Source organism: Bacteroidia bacterium, from assembly GCA_040880525.1.
In the GTDB taxonomy this organism is placed as follows: Bacteria; Bacteroidota; Bacteroidia; order CAILMK01; family JBBDIG01; genus JBBDIG01.
This window is the reverse complement of record JBBDIG010000004.1, coordinates 25624-50598: the sequence shown is the minus strand read 5'-3', so window position 1 is coordinate 50598 and position 24975 is coordinate 25624. Positions and strand designations below refer to the sequence as shown.

Here is a 24975-nt window from a genome sequence, read left to right as displayed (position 1 = left end):
CAGACCTAAATTAAAATGTGATTTTACTCCAGCTTATTAGGGGGCTAAGACAGTTGCGGTACTTGAAGCTGAAGAGGAAGTTGTAGATTGATTAACTTCCCATTCTTCTAAGCCTTCTAGCTCTATGGCATGTATAACTTTATTCCCACTAAAAGAATAGGGTGTATAATGGGGGTACTCAGCAATTAATGGATCTACTGCGAAAAATCTTCCCAATCTTGGGTCGTGCATTCTATACTTGAAATTGACACTGTTCCCTTCACCTTTAACTTCATCATCTTTTTCCTGCCCCTGGAAGCCGTAACGATAAGCCTCCGTAGCAAAAGATCGTCCCGTCATCACCATCCCAAACGGATAGTAGTCCTGGGGCCGATAAAATATCCGCTTTATAGTAAGCAAGGGCGCCTGGATTAATGGCGTCCTCAACCTCTGTTTTCTTATCTGTTATCACCGTGAGCACATTACCTAAATGGTTGGAAAGTTCATAATGTTTCTTCCCTATCAGACGATAAGCATCAGTTGTACTCACCTGATGTTCCCCGCTTCCCTCTGTACCAGATACATGGTTCCAGTAGATGGCCAGATCACTGCGTGCTATACCCAACCTGCTGCTGCCATACATCGGGTGTTCGCCTAATCTGAAGAAGTCAGTCAAAGCATCAGTATTGATAGTAATGGCTTCCTCAACAGCATCGGCCGTGGCTTGGTCAAAATAGGTGGCAATATGGTCTAATAGGTCCTCCAGGTCATAAAGCGAGGCAATGGTGGAGCGGTATACGGCTTCCAATTGGTCTACCACAATGCCCAGAAAGCTGCTATTGTTATTGTTATACAATTGGGTAAGCAAAGACTCCAAGTCATTATATGATAAAAGCGCATTAACCAGGGCGCTTTTATCCCAATTCAGGAGGTCTGTAAACATACCGCAATTACCCTCTGCTGAATTTATCCAGGAAACTATAATACTGAGGTTATAAGTTGCTGCATCAATATAAGTGAAAAGTGAATTGCCACCACCCATCTGTCCTTCTATAAAAGCAATAACATTTTTTGAGGACTGTGAATATACCGGCTGCGATGTCAGGAAGGTTGCAATACCATGGGCAGGTATTCCTTGTAGTTCGTTAAGCATGGATGCTCGCGCCAGAAGGTGAAATATAAGTATCTATAAAAATATTATTGGCTAAACAGGATGTCCGCAATGTCCTTCTTCAAATTCCCATATCTTTTTATCCTCTCCTTCTTCTAATTGCTTATAAACCGCGAAAATATCCGTATTAGGAGGAACGTCTATTGCGTAAAGCCTCTCGTCTGCTTTTTCATAAGTGCATCCCAATATTTCTAACGGACTCCAAAATTTAATAAATTCTGAATTAGTAATTTCAGGCAGAAGAAAAATTCTATAAGTAGAATGACCTGAAGGTTTAACAACCTTGTGGAAAATATTTAATTCATTTTCCTTAACAGTCGCAACAACATCATCTAATCCGATACCTCTAATATAAAAAGGAACATTTCTTATTTTAAACGTATTTTTTTCACCTAATTTTTCCGCCCAAACACTCTCGCTTGCTCCACTATGCCAATGAACAGGTAAGTAAAAATACACCTTACACAAATTTTTATCTACATTATTCATTTTAAATTATTGTCCGGTTGATTGTCCCCCGGATGATCTCAAAGATTCCGGTAATAAAGAATTAACAAATTCCTCTGCTGTCATAGTACTATTTTGTAAGTTACAGGTCCTACAGGAATTGTTTGAATTTGAACTGGAATTATTTCCGTTCCTAGCTTTAGGTACCGCATGGTCATAATTCCTTTGATTAGGACGGGATTCTTTTATTGTTTCAGTGCCCCACGCTAGCGCGAGTCCTGATCGTTTTTTGGTGTCCTGCCTGATTGTTTCACTTGATTAAATTACCTTTAGCAAAATTAAGATTCATGAGCAGGAAATACAAGTTTCACGACAAAGAAGGACTTTACTTCGTAAGCTTTGCCACGGTCTATTGGCTGGATGTTTATGAGTTAGATATAGTACATGGAGATAATCTTACGGTGTATTTTGATCGAGATATTACCTTAGATATCGGCATTTATAAAAACTAGGGTAATATTTGTTTTGGCCTACACTATAGCAATTTATCCACAACTGTCATTTAGACTGATCAAGAAAGAGCATTCAGGACTGAGGAGATCCTGTGCAGCATAATTTATTTAACTAAAACCGGGATTGATGGTTAAGTTTGCCAAATGTCAAAGAAGCCTCTTTTTATCGTAATTGAAGGTGTGGATGGAAGCGGGAAAAGCACTCAGATCGAACTGCTGAAGTCGAACTTCCGGAAGGTAAACCGCCAGGTGCTGGAGACGCACGAGCCAACTGATGGGCCTGTCGGGATCCTCCTCAAGAATATCATGACGGGCAGAATTGTGGCTGACCCCTCCACCACTGCTGCGCTTTTCCTGGCTGACCGGCTCGACCATATCACCAATTCTTTGAACGGTATGAAGAAGCGCCTGGATGAGGGTTTTAACATTATTTGCAGCCGGTATTATTTCTCAAGTTATGCCTTTCAAAGTGAATATGTTCCTATAGATTGGATTGTACTCTGCAACAGTTTGTGCAAAACGTATCTGAAACCGGATTTGATTTTTTATCTGAATGTTGATCCCAACGTTTGCATTAGCAGGATCAATAAAGGCCGGGCTGATAAGGAGATCTATGAGAACCTGAAAAAGATCACGGACACGCATAAGGCGTATCTGAAAGTATTTAAGGATTGGGGGGAGGATGAGAATATACATGTAGTGGATGGGGAACAATCCACCCAGACAATTGCAGAGGAGATCTGGAAGATTACGGGTCAACACATGGATTAACTGATATTCTCCGGCCATCAGAATCTGCACGTATTTAGCGCGTTCCTTTCTTGCAGTAAAACCTGGAAATGATGCCCGATCAATTGTTATATCACTTTCTCCATTATTTTTTCCTGGTCTTTCATTCCGCCATTATCATCTTCAATCTCTTTGGCTGGATTTGGAAAAAAACGCGCGTGGCCAATCTTATCTTGCTGCTGCTCACTGCATTTTCATGGTTCGTACTCGGACTTTTTTATGGCATTGGTTATTGCGTGAGCACTGACTGGCACTGGAGCATAATGCGCAAAATCGGCATTACAGGCCTGCCGTCATCCTACACAGAATACCTGATGGAGACTTTGCTAAAAGTTGAGGTAAGTTCATCGTTCGCAGATATACTTACCGGAGGCTCTTTTGCCTTGGCAATGATCCTCTCGGTGGTGCTGAATATTCGCGACTACAGGCGGAAGAAAAATTAACGGAAGCCCGCTGCATCACCAGGTTAATCTGACGAGCGTGTATCCTTGTCTTAAATGGAATCCCGGGATCAGCATAGCATTGGCTGAAACCTGCCTGGCTTCGCGGATGACCAGTCTGCCAGTATATTCGTTGCCGCTCAATATCAACTCTCCGTCCATCGTGCCGGAACCATCATAGCGGTAGCTCATCAGATTCGGGTTTTTGCGCGTCATATCATTGAACAAAAACCTGATATGCTCAGGAAGCACCACGGTTTGGTAGGAGCTGTAGTAGGCTCCGTCATTCAGCGTTACCTGTTCCTTTTTAATTACATCATATCGCCTGAGTCTTCCAGTGTTGCTGATGGAAAGCGCGATAATATTATTGAGATAATAATAGTAGCGAATATATCCGCGTGGCACCGGGCTCACGACCATGTCCACGCTCCTGCGGCTCACGTCCACTTCCTCTGCTGATATGATGGCATCCCCATTCGATTTCAGGGCAATGTCTTCCAGATAGAAGGAAAGCAAGCCGGGGTCTCCGGAAAATTTTCCCAGCGCCTTGTCCAGCAGATCTTGCGGAAAGTACTCATAACGGCTGAAGAAACTGTCATTGTCCAGTTGCAGCCTTCCGTATAAATTGCCTTCATCAAACATTGAAGTTCGTGAAGAGAAAAAACCTGCAAAGACGACAGCGTTATTTACACGATCGTGGGCAAGCAGCACCTGCGTGGCATAAGCCGTATCATCATTCAGCGGATAACTTTGCCGGGTTCCGTCAATGAGCGACTGATAATATAAAGTGCATTTGCTTCTGTAGTCAGGATCGCTGGCGGGGTAGGAGTGTACGATCGCGAAGATCCCGTCCTTCGCGATCAGCCATTCCTGCAGCCATGAGGAAGCATTTGGCGGGAGATTTACGGGCACCCCCCGGATACTGGAAAATCCCGTATCGGCTGCAAAAAAAAGGAGTTCTTCCCGCTCCATCGCTTCCCAGGGATCATAAGCAATAATGAATTCATCGCCATTATCAGAAAGGCGAATGGCCAGCGGCATTCTGCGTGCATCGGGAGTATCTATCGTCAGCACCGTTTGTTCCTTCTTTATCTCCTTCAGTTCATTATTCAGCGTCATTACTTTCAGCAGCAACTGCTGATCTTCCTTCTTATATGCGGTGTAAAACAAGAGGGTCCGTCTATTCAGGAAAAAGGCTTTCTGGAAATATTGGTTTTTACGGAAACGGATTTTACGTGTTTCCTCAAAATCAAGGTCGGGACTATAAAAATCCAGGAATACTTTTTTGTGCTCATTGCGCGGATTGTAGCGCCTCAGCAGAATGCCGTTTTCATCGCTCCCGATAATGTCTGTGTGGATCTGGTTCTTATTCAACCTGCGGGCTTCAGACCATTCAATATTTTGTGCCCAAAGACTTCCGCTCACAAAATGACCGGACAGAAAGACAATCAAGGGAAAGCAACTGCGTACAGTAAAAATACTTACTTTTTTTAAACACACTACCGGAAAATACTGTTTTAGATTCATTGAAAAATTCACAAAAACTTTCGATTAAGATGAAAAAAATTGCACTGCTACTGTTGATGATGAACTCCTACACTTTTGCTAATGCCCAACAGGGCCTGCATATAGGAGCTGAAGGGGCGGGTAAATTACGCTTTATTATGAATCAAAATACGTACGGAGATCCGGAGTATGAATACGCGCCCACGGTGGGCTATACCGCAGGCTTTGTATTAGGATACAATTTCGTTGACTTTTTTGGATTCCAGATAGAAGCGAATTATTCATTGCAGGGGCAGAGCTATGAAGAAGTAAAAGATAATCTTAGTGTAACGCGAGATGTGGAACTTCGTTATTTCGAGTTTCCTGTAATGCTAAAATACACAGCTCCTGAAGCCAGCACGCGCTTTTTCGCGATGGGCGGAGTGCAATTCAGCAGCCTTCATAAAGCCAGGATAGACTATTTCAGCGGCAGTGAAGACCGAAGCACTCCAAATGCAAAACCGCGTTTTGAAAATACCGATGTAGCGCTCGTTCTGGGTACAGGCGTAGATTTCGATCTTTTCCTGAATTTGTATGCCACCATCGGATTGCGGTTTACTTATGGATTCGTGGATATTAATGATGGCGAGTGGCGCATCCCCAACCTGAGCGGTAATTACAATTCCTCCCGGAATGGAAGCGCAGGAGTAAAGGCCGGCATCCATTACCAGTTTTAAATGCTGAGGGGAAATTTGTTGTTTCTGGTAATTTGTAATGGCAGGCTCACCGGGAGCATGCGTTAGGCTGTCGCTAAACGCGCGCTAACTGGGAAACTTACCTGCTGCCATAAAATACTGTCTGCGAGGAGCAACGGCAATGGTTTTATAGCTTCTAGAAACTTAATGCGCAATGATTTTACCGGTAAATATCCTTTGATCCCGGATGGCCCTGTAAAAATAAATTCCGCTTGAAAAGGGGAAAGGACTATTAATAGACGACTGATTAAATGTAGAATTAAAAATTATTTTTCCTGAAAGATCAAATATCTCAATTTTCGTTTCTGCAGCATCAGGCATTGAAATACTCAATTGTCTTTGAGAAATTGAAATGGCCGGCTGCCCGTGTTTCTTGTCTGCAACGCCCGTCATCACGGCAAGTCCGGTTACTGGTATATCCAGCGCAGAATTATCGGGATCGCTGGTGGTAAGGGTCAGTGTCGCGTTTATTTGCCCGTTTACAGTTGGAGTATAGTGAAAAACGAAAACGCCAACCTCTCCGGGCGAAATGGAGCCTGCAGAGGACAACATCGTAAAGCCCGGCTGATCAAACTGCGCGTTGCTGATGGTGAGGTCGCTGTTTCCACCGGCATAAAGGTGAAACCGATACGGAGCCGTTGAGTCCACCAGCACTCCCCCAAGATCAATGGTGTCTTCGGCTGGCAATGCTTCTATCACAACCGGTGCGGTGGAAGTCCCGGAAATCCGCTGAATTCGCTTCAGAAATTCAGGATGATCTATGAACGGATTCCGGTTTTTCTGCTCAGTAAAAATATCCTCGTTGCGCTGTTTTTCCGCTTCATCCGGTGGAAAGCTGGCTGCCCACTCGCGCAGCACGGTTTCCTGCGGTTGCACAAAATTGCTGTAGTCCTGGTATCTAATGACAAAATAAAACAATGCCCGTGCAGAAGCGCCTTTCTGCTCGTCTCTCGGTTCAAACGCAGTGCTGTTGCTTTGCGATCCGCCCACATTCCAGGAAGGATTGCTTACGTTGCCAAAGGGCTTGTTGCCGCGCTCTGAATTCGCGCCAACATCCGTGGGGAATAAGTGGAACAGGTCAGTCCGCATCGGTTCCTGGCTGTTGAAAAGGCTCTGGGGAAAGGTATGCTCCGTATTAAAGTTGTAATTATTCTGGGCATCTATGCGGTTGTTATAGCCCACAGCCAATCGCCCGGTATACACGCATTCCAGCGTATTACTGCTGGCTCCCTGGCCGTTTACCCGCTGATTGTCAATTTCCATATACATCTTATCCCTCGCCACATTGTAGCTGAAGGATGTATGGCCAGAAATCAGCGTTTTCAATGCACTCTTCAATGGTTCCTCTGAAAGGTTCTGCGTGCTGCTGTAGTAAGTGCCGGGATATTTACCCACTCCGCGAACGTCCACCGGCAAGGTGCCGTGCGGCCCTGCCAGGTCCAGTATAATCTCGGAGTTGTATGAGATATTATGGCGCGGGGCGAACCGGATCCAAAAGCTATAATTATCTGAGGGAGTAATCGTCAGCGCGGTATCCATCACCTGAAATTCCAGTTGTAAACTGATCAGACGCTGCACGTCAAGGTCATCGGAAGTATTGTTGGTGAGCACTACTTCAAAACTATCAGGCGCTCCTGTTTCCACTTCTCCAAAATTCACGAGGTCAGTACTGAGTGTTTGGCCATTAAGAATACCGGAAAAAAGAACCAGACAAAAAATTTTAATCTGAATAAGGCACTTCATTTTTTAGTAATTTTTAAACAGGTTATTCAGCAACGTTTTAAATAATTTGAATTTAATATTCAAATACATTTTTGATTAAATCAGGTGGTATAAACTGAATTAAACAGAACGTAATCTGTAGTCAGATCTGTGCCCCAGGCAGTGGCTGAAGCGTCTCCGTTGTGCAAATCCAGCTTTACATAAATATGGGATTCGCGAAGGAGCTTTTTCATATAATTCCGGTCGTAGTCCAGCGGTGTTCCCAGTGCCAGTACCTGGATGAGTTTTTTTTCATCGCCCATATAAAGATCTACCTCCTCATAATCAAAAGGCACTTCGGCATTGCCTGCGGCACAAACGATACGACCCCAATTCGGGTCGCGCCCAAACATGGCTGTTTTTACCAGCGCTGAACTTGAAATGGCACGGCAAATTTTCCGGGCTATTATTTTTTCCGGAGCATTTACCACATGATACGTAATGAGCTTTGAAGCCCCTTCGCCATCCGAGATAATAAGCTTGGCAAGGTGCTGCATCATTTCCCGCAGCTTTCGCAAAAATATCGTGTAATTATCATCGCCCTCCGATTCTATCACTTCATTTTCGGCCATCCCGTTTGCCAGCACCACCACCATGTCACTGGTAGAAGTATCCCCGTCTACCGTGATCATGTTGAAAGTTTCGTCCACAGTATCCTTTACTGCTTTCTGTAGCAAAGCCGGTGAAATGGCAATATCTGTCACAATAAAGGCGAGCATAGTTGCCATATTTGGATGGATCATTCCGGAACCTTTTGCAATTCCGGCCATATTAATTTCCCGGCCATCAACTTCAAATTCCAGGAAGCCTTCTTTTGCAAAAGTGTCAGTTGTTAAAATGGCGTTGGCGGCAAAAGATCCGGCATTTGACTTATTGCTTAATTTAAATACAATATCCCTGATCCCCTCCACAATATTTTCTGTAGGGAAAGGCTCACCAATAATACCCGTAGAGGCCACAAGCACCGAGGTTTCTTTAATATTCAACATTTCTGCTGCCGTTTTTACCATAGCTTTTGCGCCTTCGTAACCCTGTTTGCCGGTGCAGGCATTGGCATTTCCGGCATTTACCACAATGGCTTGTGCAATTCCGGTTTTAATATTTTCACGCGAAATTTTAATGGGTTCGGCCGGCACCTTGTTTTGGGTGAAAACGGCAGCCGCACTTGCCGGCACTTCCGAATAGATCAATGCCAGGTCTCTGCGCAGCGATTTCACGCCTGTATGCGATCCCCAGCATTTTATACCTCTTACGTTTGTCAGGTTTTTTATCATCATTTTAATTATGGATTCATTGGAATTTGATGCAGTCCTTCGTGCTCGCTGAAACCGAGCATAATATTCATATTTTGAACGGCCTGGCCCGCTGCACCTTTTACTAAATTATCAATTACGCTGATCAGGATAATGTTATTCGTCCGCTCATCATAATCCACGTAAATATTACAATAATTACTGCCTCTTACTTCTTTAATGGCAGGAGGATTTTCAGTAATTCTCACAAAAGGTTCGTTTTGGTAAAAGTCCTTATACAGCGCATTCAGCTTTTCCCTACTGGTTTTTTCTGCAGGTTGCGCATAAATGGTGGAAAGTATGCCGCGATCAACCGGCAACAGATGAGGCGTAAATTGAATGGGCGGCATATCTCCAGTTAATTCTTCAAGTGTATTTTGTATTTCAATGGTATGCCGATGGGTTTTAATTCCATACGCCTGGAAATTGTCACTTACATTTGAATAATGCGTTACGGGTTTAGCTTTAATTCCCGCTCCGGTAATTCCCGATTTCGCATCCACAATTATTGTAGAGGTTTTCAGCATATTACTCTTGCAAAGCGGGGCAAGTGCAAGGATTGCAGAAGTAGGATAACATCCGGGATTGGCCACGAGCCGGGCATTCTTCACTTCATCGCGAAAAAGCTCCGGAAGTCCGTAAGCAGCCTGCTCAAAACCTTCCTTGTATGTGTGATCCTTCTGATACCATTCCGTATACATCGCTGGCGAACTTAGTCGAAAGTCGCCAGACAGATCAACAATGCGGAATTTTTTCTGCGCAAACCGCCTCACATATTCCATTGAAATACCATGAGGCAGCGCCAGGAAAACCAGGTCAGCTTCCGCCTGATCTATCTGCTCAGCCTTGCCGAGGCGGTCGTCCACTATGCCCTGAAATGACCGGTGAACATCCGAGAATTTTTCCCCTGCCCGGCTTTCAGAGGTGATGAGGGCAATTTCTACTTTATCATGGTTTTTTAAAATCCCAACCAGCTCCGATCCTGTATATCCTGTGGCGCCAATTATCGCAACTCTTTTTTTATGCATTTTCTTTTAATTTATTTAATGATAATATTAAAACACTCACCAATAATTCCAGTTCCGGGTATCCGATGTTGAGCGGGGGAACAAGCCGCAAAACGTTGCCTGCTGTGGAATTGGCCAGTACACCTCTGCTCAGCATTTCTGCTACCAAAGGTTTTGTTTCAAATTCAAATTCAATTCCCAGCATCAGACCCAGACCTTTTATTTTTTTAATAGAAGGTTCATTCAAAGAATTAATTTGCTGACGCAGCCATTTGCCTTTTTCATCTGCGGCTTTCAGCAGGTTTTCGTCTTCTATCACCTTTAGCACGGCCAGGGATGCTGCACATACCAGCGGGTTGCCGCCAAAGGTAGTCCCATGATCTCCAAAATTTATAGCAGCGCTCACCGCTTCAGTGGAAAGAACAGCCCCGATGGGAACGCCCCCGCCAAGCCCTTTAGCCAGTGTCATAATATCCGGCTGCACGCCATAATGGTCCTTGGCAAACCATTTTCCTGTACGGCCTATTCCGGATTGGATTTCATCGAAGATCAGGACGGTGTTGTTTTCATCACAGAGTTGACGCAATTGTTGTAGATATTCAGGTTGGGCCTCTATTATTCCGCCTTCGCCCTGCAAAGGTTCCACAATTACTGCCGCTACTTCCTCGTTCAGGGCGGCTGCTACTGCGTCTATATCATTAAACGGCACCTGGATAAATCCTTGAGGAATTGGCTCAAATCCGTTTTGCATTTCTTTTTTCCCTGTGGCGATCGTGGCCAGTGTACGCCCATGAAAGCATCCATGCATTGAAATTATGTTTCCGCCCCGGCCTATGCTGTGGGCGTGTTTCCGTGCAATCTTCAATGCACCCTCCACGGCCTCTGCACCGCTGTTGGTCAGGAAAACGCGGTCGAGTCCCGATATTTCTGCAAGCTTTTGGGAAAGGTGTGCCTGTGGTTCGCTCAGGTAAAAGTTTGAAATATGGATCAGCTTTTCTGCCTGTTTTTGAATAGCCTCAACCACTGCCGGATGGCAATGCCCCACGCTGTTTACCGCAATGCCGGCTACCGCATCAATGTATTCCTTTCCTTCCACATCCCATACCTTAGCGCCCTTTCCTGAAGCCAGGGTAATCGGGTATCGTTTAAAAGTCCGGAGATAATATTCCTGGTCAATCTCATGGAATTTTTGATTGGTGTTTTTCATCTTATTGTTTCGTAATCAATGTTCCTGTTTGAATATTTTCTACAGCTTGAATGATTTGCCGGGGCTTTGTGCCATTGATAATTCTTGCTGCGTGTGCACCATTCTCCAGCGCTATCATGCATGATTCCACCTTCGGAAGCATTCCTCCCCGGATCGTTTTGTTCGCAATCAGCCTTTCAATATCAGCGGGATGGAGCTTTGGTATCAACGTGCTGCTGTCATTCATGTCGTTCATCAGCCCGTCCACATCCGTGAGCACAAGATATTGCCCGGCATGAAGCGCACCTGCCAAATGCCCTGCAAACATATCAGCATTGATATTATAGGTATTGCCCGCAGAATCGGCAGCCAGGCAGGTAATGACGGGCAAATATCCGTTTTCGAGCAGGAGGTGCAATAGACGGGTATCCACGTGCGCCACATCGCCCACTTGCCCAAGATCGTAGATTTCTGTAATCCCTTCCACAACTTTCTCGTGGAGCCTTTTAGCGGCAGTTACCAGGCCTCCGTCCTTTCCTGAAAGGCCCACTGCCTTATACCCAAGTTGATTTATGATGCCCACCAACGAACTATTTACCTGCCCTTTGAGTGCCATCTCCACGTGCTTCAGCGCTTCAGGTGTGGTTTTCCTGTGGCCGTCAATAAACTCTGATTCTATTTTAGCTTCCTCCAGTGCTTGCTTAATAAACGGCCCTCCGCCATGTACAATCACAATATGATAGCCTTTGTCATTAAGCATACAGAGGTTTTGCAGCACCTCTTTCTTAAGATCTTCATTGCTCATGGCATTGCCGCCATACTTTACTACCAGGACATTTTTTGAATTCATCAGGCTATTTTTCAAATTGAAATAAATTAAACGGCATTTTTGTTTTAATTTGAAATTAAAGTAGCAGCCTTTAATATTTGCTTCAAAAGTAAAATTAATCTATTTGTTTAAAATTTGGCAGATTCCGGATTTTTATTTAATACAAATAAAATAACTAAGCAGGTCCTTTTTTTAAACCGGATAGAGCACACCCAAAAAGGGAAAAGTACATGGATTTATTTAAGGATCAGAAATAATTTTAAAGTAAAAATTTATGGCAAAAGTGGTTAAGGTTCCATTCCTGTTACCTGCTATCTTTGCAGGAATTATTTAATAATCAACGGAAACTAACCTGGAATGCAGGAAAAATTGAGCGAACAGCAACAGCAAAGGCGGGAGAGCCTGGAGCAGATCCGCCAGCTTCATATAGAACCGTATCCGGCTGAGGGCTTTGAAGTAACGGCCTTTGCCGCAGATATTAAGAAAAACTTTACGGAAGGGGCGGAGCAATATCAGGATGTGCAACTTGCAGGACGCCTGATGAGCAAGCGCATCATGGGCAAAGTCAGTTTTGCGGAATTACAGGATAAATCGGGCAAGATCCAGCTTTACATCAGCCGTGATGACATAGCTCCCGGGGAGGATAAAACATTGTACAACGCCCTGTTCAAGAAGCTGTTGGATATTGGAGACATAATAGGTGTGAGGGGTTTTGTATTTGTTACCCGAATGGGGGAGACAACCCTGCATATTAAGGAACTGAAGGTGTTGTCCAAAGCACTTCGGCCTTTACCCGTGGTGAAAGAAAAGGAAGGGCAACAATACGATGCTTTTGCTGATCCTGAAGCCCGTTATCGCCAGCGCTATGTGGACCTGATCGTAAATCCGCGATCGCGCCAGGTTTTCCGGCAGCGAACGCAGCTTGTGAATGCCATTCGTTCCTTTCTTGACGAACGCGGATACATGGAAGTGGAAACGCCCATTCTCCAACCGATCTATGGCGGGGCGGCTGCGCGGCCGTTCAAGACATTTCATAACACGCTGCAAACAACCCTCTTTCTGCGCATTGCCAATGAATTGTACCTGAAGCGACTGATCGTTGGCGGCTTTGACGGTGTCTTTGAATTTGCCAAGGATTTCAGGAACGAAGGAATGAGCCGGTTTCATAATCCGGAGTTCACACAGGTAGAATTATATGTAGCGTATAAGGACTATGTCTGGATGATGAACCTTGTTGAGGAAATGATCGAGAACGCGGCTTTGGCGCTTCATGGAACAACCGTATTGCAATATGGAGAGCATGAAGTTAATTTTAAACGTCCGTGGAAACGTTATACGATGTATGGTGCAATAGCGGAATTTACCGGTATTGACATTTCGGAGATGGATGAAAAAGAGCTGGGGCTAACGGCCAAAAAGCTTGGTGTTGGTGTGGATTCGACAATGGGTAAAGGAAAGATCATTGATGAAATTTTCGGGGAAAAGTGCGAGCCTCACCTGATCCAGCCCACCTTCATCATGGATTATCCGGTAGAGATGTCTCCCCTCGCAAAAAAGCACCGCGAGCACGAGGGGTTGGTAGAGCGGTTCGAGGCGATTTGCATTGGCAAGGAAATCTGTAACGCGTTCACTGAATTGAACGATCCTCTTGAACAGCGCCAACGCTTTATGGAACAATTGGAATTGGCAAAGCGGGGAGACCAGGAGGCTATGGTGCCGGACGAAGATTTCCTGCGCGCGCTTGAATATGGAATGCCGCCTACGGCCGGCCTGGGTATTGGCATTGACCGGCTCGCCATGATCATGACCAATTCCCAGAGTATACAAGAAGTGCTGTTGTTCCCACAAATGAGACCTGAGCAAGGCAGCGCCAAGTCTGATGAAATATTGACGGAGGAAAAGCAGCCGTGAGCACTAAGCTTTGCAATTGTGCTTTTGCGTATTAAATTTCATTCTCAGGGTCGGCATTGCCGGGCTTTAGATCTTTGGCCGCTTTTACACCCAGTTTATGCAAGCGGTTTGCGCGGCTTACGAGACTTTGCCTGCTGTCGCGCAGCTTATGCATGGCACCATCGAAGGCTTTTTGGCTGCTGTCTATACTTCGTCCTACTTTTTCCATTTCTTCTGTAAATCCTACAAACTGATCATAAAGCAGCCCGCCTATTCGTGCGATCTCTACCGCATTGGTATTTTGCTTCTCATATTTCCAGATGGACGCTACCGTTCTGAGTGTTGCCAGTAAAGTGGTAGGGCTTACCAGGACAATACGTTTCTCCCAGCCCAGGTTAAACAAATTAGGGTCATGCTGCAAGGCCAACATAAAGGATGGTTCAACGGGAATGAACAGCAGCACAAACTCAGGAGTGATGAGTTTTTCGCTAAGGTGGTAGCGTTTCCCGGAGAGATTGCGAATGTGGCTGCGCACCGATTCCAGATGTTGTTGCAGACAAATTAGCCTTTCCGTTTCATCTTCCTCATTGCAAAAAGCTTCATAAGCCACCAATGGCACTTTAGCGTCTATCACCAGGTGCTTATTCTCAGGAAGCATAATGATCACATCTGGCTGTTGCCGTTTGCCGGAATCATCTTTCAGATCCATACGGCTGGCTTGCAAAATATACTCCCGCTCCCTTTGCAGACCTGAAGCCTCCAAAACCCGCTCAAGTATGATCTCGCCCCAGTTGCCTTGTTGCTTATTATTTCCCTTCAGCGCCCTGGCCAGGTTGGTAGCTTCCTGGCTCATTTGTAATCCAATATCTTTGAAGCTTAGCAATTGCTCACGCATAGCCGCGCCAAGTTCATGGTTTTGTTGCTGGTTCCGCAGGATGCGCGCTTCGTATTTTTCCATTTTCTCCTTCAATGGATTCAACAGATCAGTCAGCAACTGCCGGTTTTGGTTACTGAATTTTTCGCTGTTGCGTTCCAGGATTTTTCCGCTAAGGTTCTCAAAATCCTTTTGCAGCTTCTCCTGAATTTGAATCATCTCCCGGGTTTTCGAAGCAAGCTGCTCGTTCAAATGGTCTTGCTCAGTCAAAAGCCGCATATTTTGCGAATTCAGGTCACTATTTTGATGCACTATCTGATCCAACCGATCTGATAACTCCCTGGCCTTTTCACTACTATTGCTTACTCGTTCAGCTAAAACGCTGTTCTCTTGCCGCAATAATAAAATGTTTTTCATAAGGAGGATGTACATAACACCTGCGCCCGCTACCGCACCACCTGCTGCTATGAAAAATATTTCCATTAATAGTAAATATAGAATTGGTTAGAATTTGACAAAGGTAGGAAGCCGGTTCTATGGCCTTCGGTACTGTCGCCAGGTTTGTCCGGATCAGGATATTGATGGGAAAGTTGCTGGGTGTGGAAATCTGTGGCAGAAGTACTCCTGAAGATGCATATCCTGCAGCACCGATCATAACCGAACCATAAAAGAAAACTGGTGTTCGCCCGCACTTAAAATAAAAGAGCGGCTGCCTCAATTTGAAGCAGCCGCTCTTTTTAAAATATCCCGTTAATAGGAAATCCTGTTATTTATTCAGGATGAGCTTTCTTACGATTTGCTCTTCTCCATTGTTAATGTTAACGAGGTAAACACCATTGGTCAGGTGTGAGAGATTAATGCGCTCTGTCGCAAAACCTTCAACCTGAATGTTGCTGGAAGAATAAACCACTTGTCCGGCCATATTCAACACCTGGAGATTAGCAGGCGTTACAGAAGACATGGTGAATTCAACAGTTACAATACCATTGGAAGGATTCGGATAGAGTACAGCATCTAAAGGCTGAACAGCATTTGATTCTTGAATTTGAATCGTTTCTGTTGGAGCCTGCTGAACATCATTTCCTTCAATTGATTCCAGGGCAGTAAGCTCCTTGTTAGGAACTAACATTGGAGAACCTGTAGGCAGGCGGTAAAAGCAAACACCACCGGCTTCAGCACCATTTGCATTGATGTCGAAAGGAATTCCGATCATAGCAGTGCTTTCGCTAATTGAAACGGCACGTCCGAATTGCTCGTTTTCGTTTGGCGACATATCAACCAATTTCACATCCTCTGACCATGTTGAGAGGCTTCTTCTATAAATATAGGCCGAACCTGTATTTGTATGAGAATCATCATCACGGAATGCGCCAACCACAGCAATGCTGGTGGTAATTCCTACAGCCCATCCGAATTGATCGTTTGGAGCAGCATCGGAGGCAGTAAGTTTTTCCTGCTCAGTTCCCCATGAACCAGCACTTCTGTGATACACATAGGCGGCTTCTTCACCCGGTGCACCAAGATTTACATAGTCAGGAGCAATAGCTACAGACCATGCGAGAGAATCGCCAGCAGCACCGTCAGATGCAACGAGCTTTTCTTCCTGCGTCCAGGTAGTACCAGAGCGGGTAAAAACATAAGCAGCACCTTCATCAGAATCCTTTTTCGGAGCACCAACTACAACGTCAGAGCCATAGATATCTACTGATTGGCCGAAATAATCGTTTTCAACAGCATCAGCAGCAACTATTTTCTGCTGCAATACAAAGGTGGTAGGATCATCCAGTACATAAATATATGCTGCACCGGCTTGCGTTCCTTCGTCATCATCTCCCAACGCGCCAACGATGATATAATCCCCATGAATTTTCACATTGTAACCATAGAAGTCACCACCTTTAGGAGTTGGTGCAGTCAGCTTCTGAATTTGTGTCCAGGAGCCGCCATCATTCCGGAAAACATAAACAGCACCGGCTATTGTCAAACCTGATACGGTCTTGTTGGGCGCGCCAACTACAGCGTAGTCGCCATCAATGCCAACTGACCAGCCAAAACGGTCTCCGGTTGCAGGATCAGAAGGAGTAATGTTCGCATCTTCGCTCCAGGTTAACCCGCTTCTCATATAAATGTAAGCAGAACCTGCTGTGGGAATAGTAGCAGAAGTTTCATCTGTATGTGCCCCTGCAATAGCCCAATCTCCGTTAATGTCAACGGAATGTCCTAAACGGTCAAAAGAATCACCGTTACTGGCGATGAGACAAGTAACGCCTTCATTGACTTTGTAGAAGAATGCAGCGCCAGAGTTGGGACCCATTTCGTCATCACCCTTAGCACCAGCCATTGCATAATCACCTGCAATGGAGACATCAAATCCGAGATTTTGCATAGAAATGCCTGCCCCGCCTTCAACAAATTTATCCTGCTCCAGCCAGCTTGCACCAGAACGGGCAAAGCTATAAGCCGCACCTTGCAGGTGTCCGGCATCATCATCTCCCCAGGCACCTATCATTGCTGAAGGACCGGAGATGGCTACTGACCAGCCGAAATAATCGTCTGCTTCACCATCTGAAGCAGTCAATTTGTCTTCTTCTCCCCAGCTAGATCCGCTTCTGTGAAATACATAAGCTGCGCCTGCATTAGAAGCAACGTCATCAACACCAGGAGCACCTACTATTACTCTTTCTCCTGAAATAGCAACCTGATATCCAAAGGAATCAAGTGGCATTGCATCAGAAGCAGTCAGCTCAGCCTGTTGAGTAAAAGAACCACTCATAAGGTGATAGACATACGCAGAACCCGAATTCAAGCCATCATCATCATTCCGGTGTGCGCCTACTACAGCGTAATCACCGTCAATGTCAACTGAAAATCCGAAGTAGTCATTTGGTCCGGCATCGTCTGCATAGATTTTTTCTAAAAAAGTCCAGGAGCCTCCGCTTAATTCATAAACATAGGCTGTACCTGACTGATCACCCATGTCATCATCCCCTAATGCTCCGACAATTGCATAGTCACCTGAAATGGCTACACTATAGCCAAAGAAGTGGCCTTTCTTTAAGTCTCCAGGGCGAAGTGTTGCCACTTTGCTCCAGACGCCACCAACACGCTCGAAAATGTAAGCGACCCCGGTTCCGAAACCTTTGTCGTTTTCATAAGGGGCACCAACAATAGCATAATCGCCACTAATGTCTACCGCCCAACCAAACTTGTCATTAGGAGCGCCATCGGCTCCTGCTGTTAGTTTGTCTTCTTGTACATAGCTGGTTCCGTCAAAGGAGAAGACGTAAGCAGCACCAGCGTTGCTACCATCAGCATCCTCGCCATGTGCCCCCACGATAGCATCAGAACCATCCTGGGCTACGGCAAAGCCGAAACGATCACCATTTTGTATATCAGATGACCAGAATTTGTGCGCGGCATTAGCCTGAACAGAAAACATTCCCATGCCCAAAAGCATGAGGAGAAATGGTAAAAAGGCCGATCGCTTTTTATGCGAACCAGCCGACCAATTGGGTGTGAAGATGTTTCCTATCCTCATCACCCGAACAGAACGTACTGCATTTTTCATAGATGAAATTAATTAAATTGTGAAAAAATTTTAAAGCTTTGGTTTGATGATTTATATCTACAATAGTGAAATAAATATTTCTTTAAACTATTTTGATAGAACTTGAAAACAGTGCTGCGAGAGGCATTTTGGGATTTTAAGTGATTATTGAGAGAAGCTTACAAAGGAGCGTGAACGACTGGTTTAAAACTGTTTTCAAATCTCAGGAAGAAAAACTTATCAGGCAATACTGTAAAACGGTAGTTGCAAAAAATACCTGTTTACGGTATAAGGCTTAAAGCCTATTTAGTCTATCAAATTATTATAGATTGCATATTTTATTAGTCCTACAGTATTTTTCACTCCTAGTTTAGATATTATATTTTTCCTGTGTGTATCAATAGTTCCTGTACTTAAATGAAGCAACTTGCCTATCTCCTGATTGCTGAACTCCTGTGCAATGTATTGCAACACCTGTAATTCCCGTGCTGTAAGATTATGGTTCTGCTGCCTGAGTTTTGGATTATAAACACCTGTTTCGTCAGAAAAGTTGAAAAGCTGTGTTGTTATTTCTAACTCTCCTTCCAATATTTTGGTAATAGACCTCAGTAACTCCTGACTGGTAACATTTTTCATTAAATATCCATGAATACCCAGGGCCAGCATTCTTCCGAAGAACTTAGTTCCCTGATCTGAAGTAAGGACAAGTATTCTCATGTCAGGATAGAGTGAACGGATTGAAGCAATAAATTCTACCGGATTTTGGCCTGACACCAAATAATCCACAATAAGCATATCCGGAGATTTGTGTCGAAGTAGGGTGTTCAACTCCAACCTCGTTACAGCGCTTCCCAGTACCTGCCAATCTTTGCGCTGCCTCAAGATTTCCTTAAGTCCATCTATAAAAAGTCTATGGCTGTCGGCAAGGCATAGTGTCCTCATTTTCTTTTCATCTTTTGATTTCTTGTCCGAATTTAATGATATGCCCTTCAAGTACTGTATTTGAAACCTGTAAACTGTTTTACCCTTCACAGTCTATAGTCCTGTTATATGGTAATTTTGCGGTCGTCAAAGCTGTAAATGTGAAGGCGTATCTTTTTCATAAAAAATTAATTATTCTTGGAAACCAAAGAAAGCATACGGGAGACAGCCCAGAAATTAGGATTACTCCCTGAAGAATTTGATCAAATCGTACATCTCCTTGGCCGTATCCCTAATTTTACTGAGCTCAGTATGTTTTCGGTCATGTGGTCTGAGCACTGTTGTTATAAGAACTCCCTTCTATGGCTGAAAACCCTGCCGAAGGAGGGAGCACATATTTTAGCCGCTGCGGGTGAGGAAAATGCTGGACTGGTGGATATTAGAGATGGTCTCGCTTGTGCGTTCAAAATTGAGTCACACAATCACCCGTCAGCCATTGAGCCTTACCAGGGTGCCGCAACGGGAGTAGGAGGAATTCACAGAGACATATTTACGATGGGCGCCCGGCCTATTGCTGCACTAAATTCTCTTCGGTTTGGCGAGATCCAACTGGAAAAAACCAAAGCATTGGTGAAAGGCATTGTCAAGGGCATTGGAGACTACGGCAATTCCTTTGGGGTTGCCACTGTTGGCGGGGAGGTTTATTTTGACAAATCATATAATATAAATCCGCTCGTCAATGCAATGTCTGTAGGAATTGTGGAATTGGGCAATACTGTATCTGCAATTGCCACAGGTGCGGGAAACCCTGTTTACATCGTGGGCTCCTCCACAGGCAAAGATGGGATACACGGGGCAACTTTCGCTTCAGAAGATATTTCAGCTTCATCATCGGAAAAACTTCCTTCTGTACAGGTGGGTGACCCTTTTCAGGAAAAACTGTTGCTGGAAGCTACCTTGGAGGCGATAAATACCGGATGTGTGGTAGGAATGCAGGACATGGGAGCTGCCGGCATTACGTGCTCCACAGCAGAAATGTCTGCCAAAGGCCGTGCAGGAATGAACATATACCTTGACAAAGTACCCACGCGCCAGGAGGACTTGCAGCCTTTTGAAATCCTTCTTTCAGAATCCCAGGAACGGATGCTGGTAATCGTGAAAAAAGGTTGTGAGAACCGCATTGAAGATATTTTCGAGAAGTGGGATCTGAATTGTGCGATCATCGGTGAAGTAACCGATGAGCCCCGCCTTCGTTACTTTATGCACGGAGAAATGGTTGCGGAAATAGATCCCGATCATCTTGCTCTTGGAGGGAACACCCCGGTTTATGAAAGAGCGTACAGGGAGCCGACATATCAGAAAGATATCCGGTCCTTTTCTAAAGATGAAATACCGGTTCCTGAAGATTTGAAAGCAGTCGCCCGGTTTCTGATCGGTCATCAAAATATTGCATCAAAAAGTTGGGTGTTTGAACAGTATGACAGCATGGTGCGCACCAATTCGCAGAACACCAACGCGCCTTCTGATGCTGCCCTGGTACGTATAAAAGGTACCGAACGCTCTTTAGCCATGACGGTGGATTGCAATTCTTATTATATCCATGCAGACCCGGAACAGGGAACCGCGATAGCCGTGGCAGAAGCCGCCAGAAATATCACATGTTCAGGAGGTACTCCCCTGGCCATTACCAACTGCCTCAACTTCGGCAATCCTATGAACCCGGAAGTATACTGGCAATTTGTAGGTGCCATAAAAGGAATGGGCGCAGCTTGCAGAAAATTTGGAACGCCTGTTACAGGTGGCAATGTGAGTTTTTACAACCAGTCGGCCGATGGAGGGGCAGTGCTGCCTACGCCTACCATAGGAATGATCGGAACGCTCCCAAGCCAGGATATGAGAATGGGCCTCTCCTTCCAGTCCGCAGGAGACGCTATATACTTATTGGGCAGGGAACCTGAAGACATTGCTTCTTCACAATATCTTATTCAATTTCATAATGTGCGGCTATCGCCTGCTCCCAGCTTCAATCTTGAGGAAGAATTCAATCTGCATGAAGCGGTGCGTGAATTGATCCGGCAAGGCCTTATCATCTCAGCCCATGATGTCTCTGAAGGTGGGCTTTTTACGTGCCTGGCTGAATCCGGTTTCCCCCGCAAACTGGGATTTCAAATTAGTTCTGCAGAGAATATGCGGAAAGATGCCTGTCTGTTTGGAGAGGCTCAGGGCCGCATTGTGGTAAGTACATCAGAGGCACAGGAAAATTCACTGGAGAATTTAATGGGAAACCTTAATATTCCTTTCAGAAAAATTGGAACGGTTACCGAAGCAAATATATCCGTGGATGAAACCGAATTCGGAAGAATCATGGAATACTTTACACTTTACAACGAAGCCCTGCGCCTTAAACTTGAAAGCTAACTAATTCATTAGTTGCTCCAGTTTTTTCTGCCTGAATATTCTGGGTTCTTTCTTCAGATCATTGATCTCAAACTGGATAGCTGACATATATGCGAGGCCCTTTGGACCTTTGGCACAGCCCGTATCGATATACCAGTTGCTGCCTTTCTTTACCGGCCCATCTTCTATTGGCGTATGACCTACCACCTGCGTAACGTCAGAAATCTCAGCCAGCTCTTTACGGGTCCACAGGCAACTTTCTTCATGCCAGTAGGGCAACTGAAAACACATGGAAAGATCCCCGGCATGAAGATCATAGTTCATCTTGCTTATACCTGCATGGGAGATGAGCAACCGCTGCTCCTCATTGCTGACCTCGATAAAGAGCGGCAGCTTTTGCACCCATTCTTCCATATCGGCAAGCCTTTTCCGTATGAGGGATTTGCTATCTAAATGGTTTTCAAAAGAATCCAGGGTGATCTCGCCACCATTTTTTATCCAGAGGTCATTGAATCTTTCATTCTCGTTTCTGTTTAGAAACATAAACTCATGGTTGCCTAATATCATCTCCGTATCGCTGTTTTCCATAAACTCAAACAGACTATAACTATCTGGCCCACGATCCACGATATCTCCAATCACCACGATCCGGTTATGCTTTTTTTCAATTTGATCTAAAAGGGCCTGAAAGGTATCGAAGCATCCATGTGGATCCCCTATAATGGTTATTTTCTTTGTGTTTGCTCCCATAAACTGATTTAAGCAAAAACCCCTCTGAGGGAGGGGTTTTTAATGCTTGTTAAATTTCTACAGCGTTCAGTTTCTCTTGTTTATTTTGAGCATCTTCCGTTCGCCATTGGCCTCAATGCGCAGCAAGTAAATTCCAGGCTGTACTTGCTGAGAATTGAGATGTAAGCTCTCAGTATGCTGCCCGGAAGCCCTGGAGGTATTCCGGCTATAAACTACCTGGCCTGTCATGTTAATCAGTTCCAGCTTTACATTTCCAGCTACACCCATATTGTACCTGACGTTGAGTGTCTCACTCACCGGGTTCGGCCAGGCAGTAGTAATATCAGTAACATCCGTGAATTCATCTATGCCTACGTGAAATGCGGAGATACCTTTACCACCGTTGGCCGAGCAACCGCCCTGATTTCTGACTGTTAGTTGAATAGTATAAAATCCGGTGCTGTCATAAGTATAAGTATATTTTTTAAGATTGGTAACGCGCGGTGAGGTACCATCCCCAAAGTCCCAGGTAAAGTCAGTTCCGTGATCCCCCGTATATTCTACCGTTATGGCAAGTCCATTAGCACTTGCACTAAATTCGGCAACAGGAATATCATAAATATGGACAAGCACAGAGTCAGTGTTTTCAAATCCTTCAGCATTAAAAGCTTTAAGTTTTATGTAATAACTCCCTCCTTGCGTGAATGTATAACTCAGGTCCCTGGCTGTATCGGTATTACCATCCCCAAAATCCCAGATAAATCCGTCAGAGAACTGGGACAGGTTTGTAAACGTCACCTCTTCACCCGTACAATAGTTATTAGCAGGAATTGTAAAATTAGCATTGGGCTTTTGGCCTACGAAGAATATTATGGTACTGTCAGTCAATTCTTCAATATTCACGATCGTAACTCCACTGCTTTCTCCACTATAAAAATTTGAATTCGGGAAAGTGGTAGTGGTAAATGAGGTATTGCCAGATGTTCCGGGAAAGAGGTCACCAGCATCTCCGCTGTTTCTGTCATTGTCCAGGTCATCGCCTCCATCCGCTTCTTCAAGATCAATTCCCTTAAAATTTTCATCCGTATTAACAGTATTTGATCCGGGATACAAAGATGCTTTGACATTATTAATGTGCCAGATTGCGAGGCCGCTTCCTGGCAATGCACCATCATAATCCCTTTTTTGCCTGTTTTCCAGAAGGAAATATTCATCCGGATCGCTTGTCAGTATCTTATAGCTGGTGTGGCTTGAGCTTGCAGGATCAAGCATGTATGCACCATTTGCGGAGATCACTTCCGGTTCTATCCATCCCAATCTTTCCCGGCACCATGCTGACATCATTGCCGGGGTTTTCTCCTTGTTGAGCCAGCTTCCTCCTGCCATAAGGCACCAGCGCCCAATGCCCTTAGAACTATTATCTGTATCATAGAGATCCGGTAACTGGAGCAGGTGGCCAAATTCATGGCAGAAAACACCGATGCCGGTCATCCTTTTTCCACCTGATACGCGGGTTTCAGGATTGATCACATAGTCCCTGATCTTCACTCCGTCATAGGTACGCCTGTTACTGCCATTCAATGACCAGCGGTGAGACCATACATAATCAAGCTGCGAACCTTCTTCGGCACCCTGGCCGGAATGAACGATAAAAACGCCATCAACTTCCCCATCCCCATCATTATCATATTCAGAAAAATCAACCCCTTCAGCTTCGGCTGAATCTACTGCCTCGGCAACCAGCGCGCGTACATTATTATTGTAGTCAGGATTGTTGCGTGCATAGTGCGAATGATCATTCTTAGCCATGTACCAGCCCATGACATCCACGCTGAGATCCAGCTCATTCTGACTGATCTGAAGATAATAATCCCGGAAACTGCCAGTGCCGTTAAAGTTTTCCTTGTTCATTAAGTCATCAAAGCCTGAAGCATCATACGTAGCCGGTAAATCAGGATATTCAATAAGAAGAAGGAGAATTTTCCTGGATCCAGTTGAAGGAAACGAATTATCCGGCTCATCCTCATGGTCATGATCGTGAGGAGCCATCGAAGGTCCCTCTTCCTGTTGCCATACTTCTGCTGCTTTTTCACTGCTCAGGCGTAGGTTTTTTGTCTGGGAAGTAAGGAATTTTTCGGCTTCGATATTTCTTGCCGGAGCGTCAGTCGCTGCAATGCCTGAAGGCTCCAACATGCCGTCTTCATTTCTTTCCGCATAATGATAAAAGCCGTTTTGCGCCTTTACCACGGTATAGCCATCCACCGTTTCTGTATAGGGCAATGCCATGTTGCCTTTCCCGATTACCGTGAGGACTGTACCATCCGGTTGCTTAACCTCTACAGGGTATGGAGAAGCCGCACAATTGGAAACATGCTGAGCTTTTGCATTTATCGTAAATGCAACTATGGCGAGAAAGAGCGTAAAAAATTTAGTCATTTTCAAATTCATTTTTCCGTTCGAGTAATTCATCAAGTTTAGGTGATTTATATCTTAAATGAGGAGTGAGTCTTTTAATGTATTTCTCTTCTTTAGCGTCCCGTTTATCCGGATCATGTGCCAGCCTGCCGCCCGGTTTCAGGTCTCCTTTTTTTCCCTGCACCGCATATTCATAAAGGTTATCCTCGTTGGGCAGAATCGTATAGCCGTCTATAGTTTCAGTATAAGAAACCCACATATTGCCGCTCCCCACTACCTGTATTCTGGTTCCGTTCATCTGCTGAACGACTACGACATCCTCACTTGCCGGCACCGTTTGCCCCGGTTCGGTTTGAGATGTCGCAGCACCATTATTACCCTTTTGTGTGCTTCCGCACCCTGAGCAAATAATGGCAGATAGTAAAGTTAAAAGTAAGATTTTCATGTATTCCCGGAGCAGCCTTAAAGAAGAGAGACTGGTTTTACGGATAGGTTTGGCAATAATTTTACCACAACGAAATGGCACCTGCCTGCACATAGTAGCTGATT

General features: G+C 44.9%; 19 protein-coding genes and 1 pseudogene. 6 read left to right on the top strand and 14 right to left on the bottom strand.

Features of this window, described 5'->3' with window-relative positions; genetic code table 11:
- Positions 1–274 precede the first annotated feature (274 nt).
- Entirely contained in the window at positions 275–1132 is an 858-nt protein-coding gene (locus WD077_00850) for a hypothetical protein (protein MEX0965759.1), read from the bottom strand.
- A 51-nt stretch (positions 1133–1183) separates the two neighbouring features.
- Positions 1184–1639 carry a DUF4265 domain-containing protein gene (locus WD077_00845; GenBank protein ID MEX0965758.1) on the bottom strand — a complete coding sequence of 152 codons (456 nt, stop codon included), beginning with the start codon at positions 1637–1639 and terminating at the stop codon, positions 1184–1186.
- Positions 1640–1944: 305 nt separating this feature from the next.
- Between WD077_00845 and WD077_00840 the strand changes: the two are divergent.
- From WD077_00840 to WD077_00830, 3 genes and pseudogenes are all read left to right on the top strand, one after another.
- Positions 1945–2037 (top strand): annotated as a pseudogene (locus WD077_00840) (transposase).
- A 216-nt stretch (positions 2038–2253) separates the two neighbouring features.
- Positions 2254–2880, top strand: coding sequence for a dTMP kinase (gene tmk, locus WD077_00835; GenBank protein MEX0965757.1), 627 nt, complete (start codon positions 2254–2256; stop codon positions 2878–2880).
- 68 nt (positions 2881–2948) lie between these two features.
- Positions 2949–3341 (top strand): DUF2784 family protein, encoded by a 393-nt coding sequence (locus WD077_00830; GenBank protein ID MEX0965756.1) that lies wholly within the window; start codon positions 2949–2951, stop codon positions 3339–3341.
- A 15-nt stretch (positions 3342–3356) separates the two neighbouring features.
- Here WD077_00830 and WD077_00825 read toward each other — a convergent pair whose 3' ends face one another.
- Complete coding sequence (locus WD077_00825) at positions 3357–4763, bottom strand: hypothetical protein (GenBank protein ID MEX0965755.1); 1407 nt, start codon at positions 4761–4763, stop codon at positions 3357–3359.
- 131 nt (positions 4764–4894) lie between these two features.
- On the opposite strand from WD077_00825, the gene WD077_00820 reads away from it, so the two are divergent.
- Positions 4895–5560 (top strand): porin family protein, encoded by a 666-nt coding sequence (locus WD077_00820; protein ID MEX0965754.1) that lies wholly within the window; start codon positions 4895–4897, stop codon positions 5558–5560.
- 162 nt (positions 5561–5722) lie between these two features.
- Here WD077_00820 and WD077_00815 read toward each other — a convergent pair whose 3' ends face one another.
- From WD077_00815 to argB, 5 genes are all read right to left on the bottom strand, one after another.
- A complete protein-coding gene (locus WD077_00815; GenBank protein ID MEX0965753.1) occupies positions 5723–7321 on the bottom strand; it encodes an endonuclease in 1599 nt (532 codons plus the stop codon).
- An 80-nt stretch (positions 7322–7401) separates the two neighbouring features.
- Complete coding sequence (gene argJ / locus WD077_00810; protein ID MEX0965752.1) at positions 7402–8616, bottom strand: bifunctional glutamate N-acetyltransferase/amino-acid acetyltransferase ArgJ; 1215 nt, start codon at positions 8614–8616, stop codon at positions 7402–7404.
- A gap of 5 nt (positions 8617–8621) precedes the next feature.
- A complete protein-coding gene (argC, locus tag WD077_00805) occupies positions 8622–9659 on the bottom strand; it encodes an N-acetyl-gamma-glutamyl-phosphate reductase (GenBank protein MEX0965751.1) in 1038 nt (345 codons plus the stop codon).
- On the bottom strand, positions 9652–10845 hold the full coding sequence (locus tag WD077_00800) for an acetylornithine transaminase (protein MEX0965750.1): 1194 nt from the start codon (positions 10843–10845) through the stop codon (positions 9652–9654). Before WD077_00800 ends, argC begins: the two co-directional genes overlap by 8 nt.
- Position 10846: 1 nt before the next feature.
- Complete coding sequence (gene argB, locus WD077_00795; protein MEX0965749.1) at positions 10847–11674, bottom strand: acetylglutamate kinase; 828 nt, start codon at positions 11672–11674, stop codon at positions 10847–10849.
- A 336-nt stretch (positions 11675–12010) separates the two neighbouring features.
- On the opposite strand from argB, the gene lysS reads away from it, so the two are divergent.
- Positions 12011–13564: a lysine--tRNA ligase gene (gene lysS / locus WD077_00790; GenBank protein MEX0965748.1), complete on the top strand. Its 1554-nt coding sequence runs from the start codon at positions 12011–12013 to the stop codon at positions 13562–13564.
- A gap of 31 nt (positions 13565–13595) precedes the next feature.
- Here lysS and WD077_00785 read toward each other — a convergent pair whose 3' ends face one another.
- From WD077_00785 to WD077_00775, 3 genes are all read right to left on the bottom strand, one after another.
- Positions 13596–14900: a DNA recombination protein RmuC gene (locus WD077_00785; protein ID MEX0965747.1), complete on the bottom strand. Its 1305-nt coding sequence runs from the start codon at positions 14898–14900 to the stop codon at positions 13596–13598.
- Between the two features lie 283 nt (positions 14901–15183).
- Positions 15184–17985 (bottom strand): T9SS type A sorting domain-containing protein, encoded by a 2802-nt coding sequence (locus WD077_00780; protein MEX0965746.1) that lies wholly within the window; start codon positions 17983–17985, stop codon positions 15184–15186.
- 285 nt (positions 17986–18270) lie between these two features.
- The gene (locus WD077_00775; protein MEX0965745.1) at positions 18271–18996 is read right to left on the bottom strand and encodes a response regulator transcription factor; all 726 of its coding nucleotides are present in this window, start codon (positions 18994–18996) and stop codon (positions 18271–18273) included.
- An 87-nt stretch (positions 18997–19083) separates the two neighbouring features.
- Between WD077_00775 and purL the strand changes: the two genes are divergently transcribed.
- On the top strand, positions 19084–21303 hold the full coding sequence (gene purL, locus WD077_00770; protein ID MEX0965744.1) for a phosphoribosylformylglycinamidine synthase subunit PurL: 2220 nt from the start codon (positions 19084–19086) through the stop codon (positions 21301–21303).
- On the opposite strand, the gene WD077_00765 is transcribed toward purL, so the two are convergent.
- The 3 genes from WD077_00765 to WD077_00755 form a co-directional block, all read right to left on the bottom strand.
- On the bottom strand, positions 21304–22032 hold the full coding sequence (locus tag WD077_00765) for a metallophosphoesterase (GenBank protein ID MEX0965743.1): 729 nt from the start codon (positions 22030–22032) through the stop codon (positions 21304–21306).
- Between the two features lie 66 nt (positions 22033–22098).
- The gene (locus tag WD077_00760) at positions 22099–24447 is read right to left on the bottom strand and encodes a M6 family metalloprotease domain-containing protein (protein MEX0965742.1); all 2349 of its coding nucleotides are present in this window, start codon (positions 24445–24447) and stop codon (positions 22099–22101) included.
- Complete coding sequence (locus WD077_00755; GenBank protein ID MEX0965741.1) at positions 24440–24871, bottom strand: hypothetical protein; 432 nt, start codon at positions 24869–24871, stop codon at positions 24440–24442. The genes WD077_00760 and WD077_00755 overlap by 8 nt, the downstream gene beginning before the upstream one ends.
- Between the last annotated feature and the right edge of the window lie 104 nt (positions 24872–24975).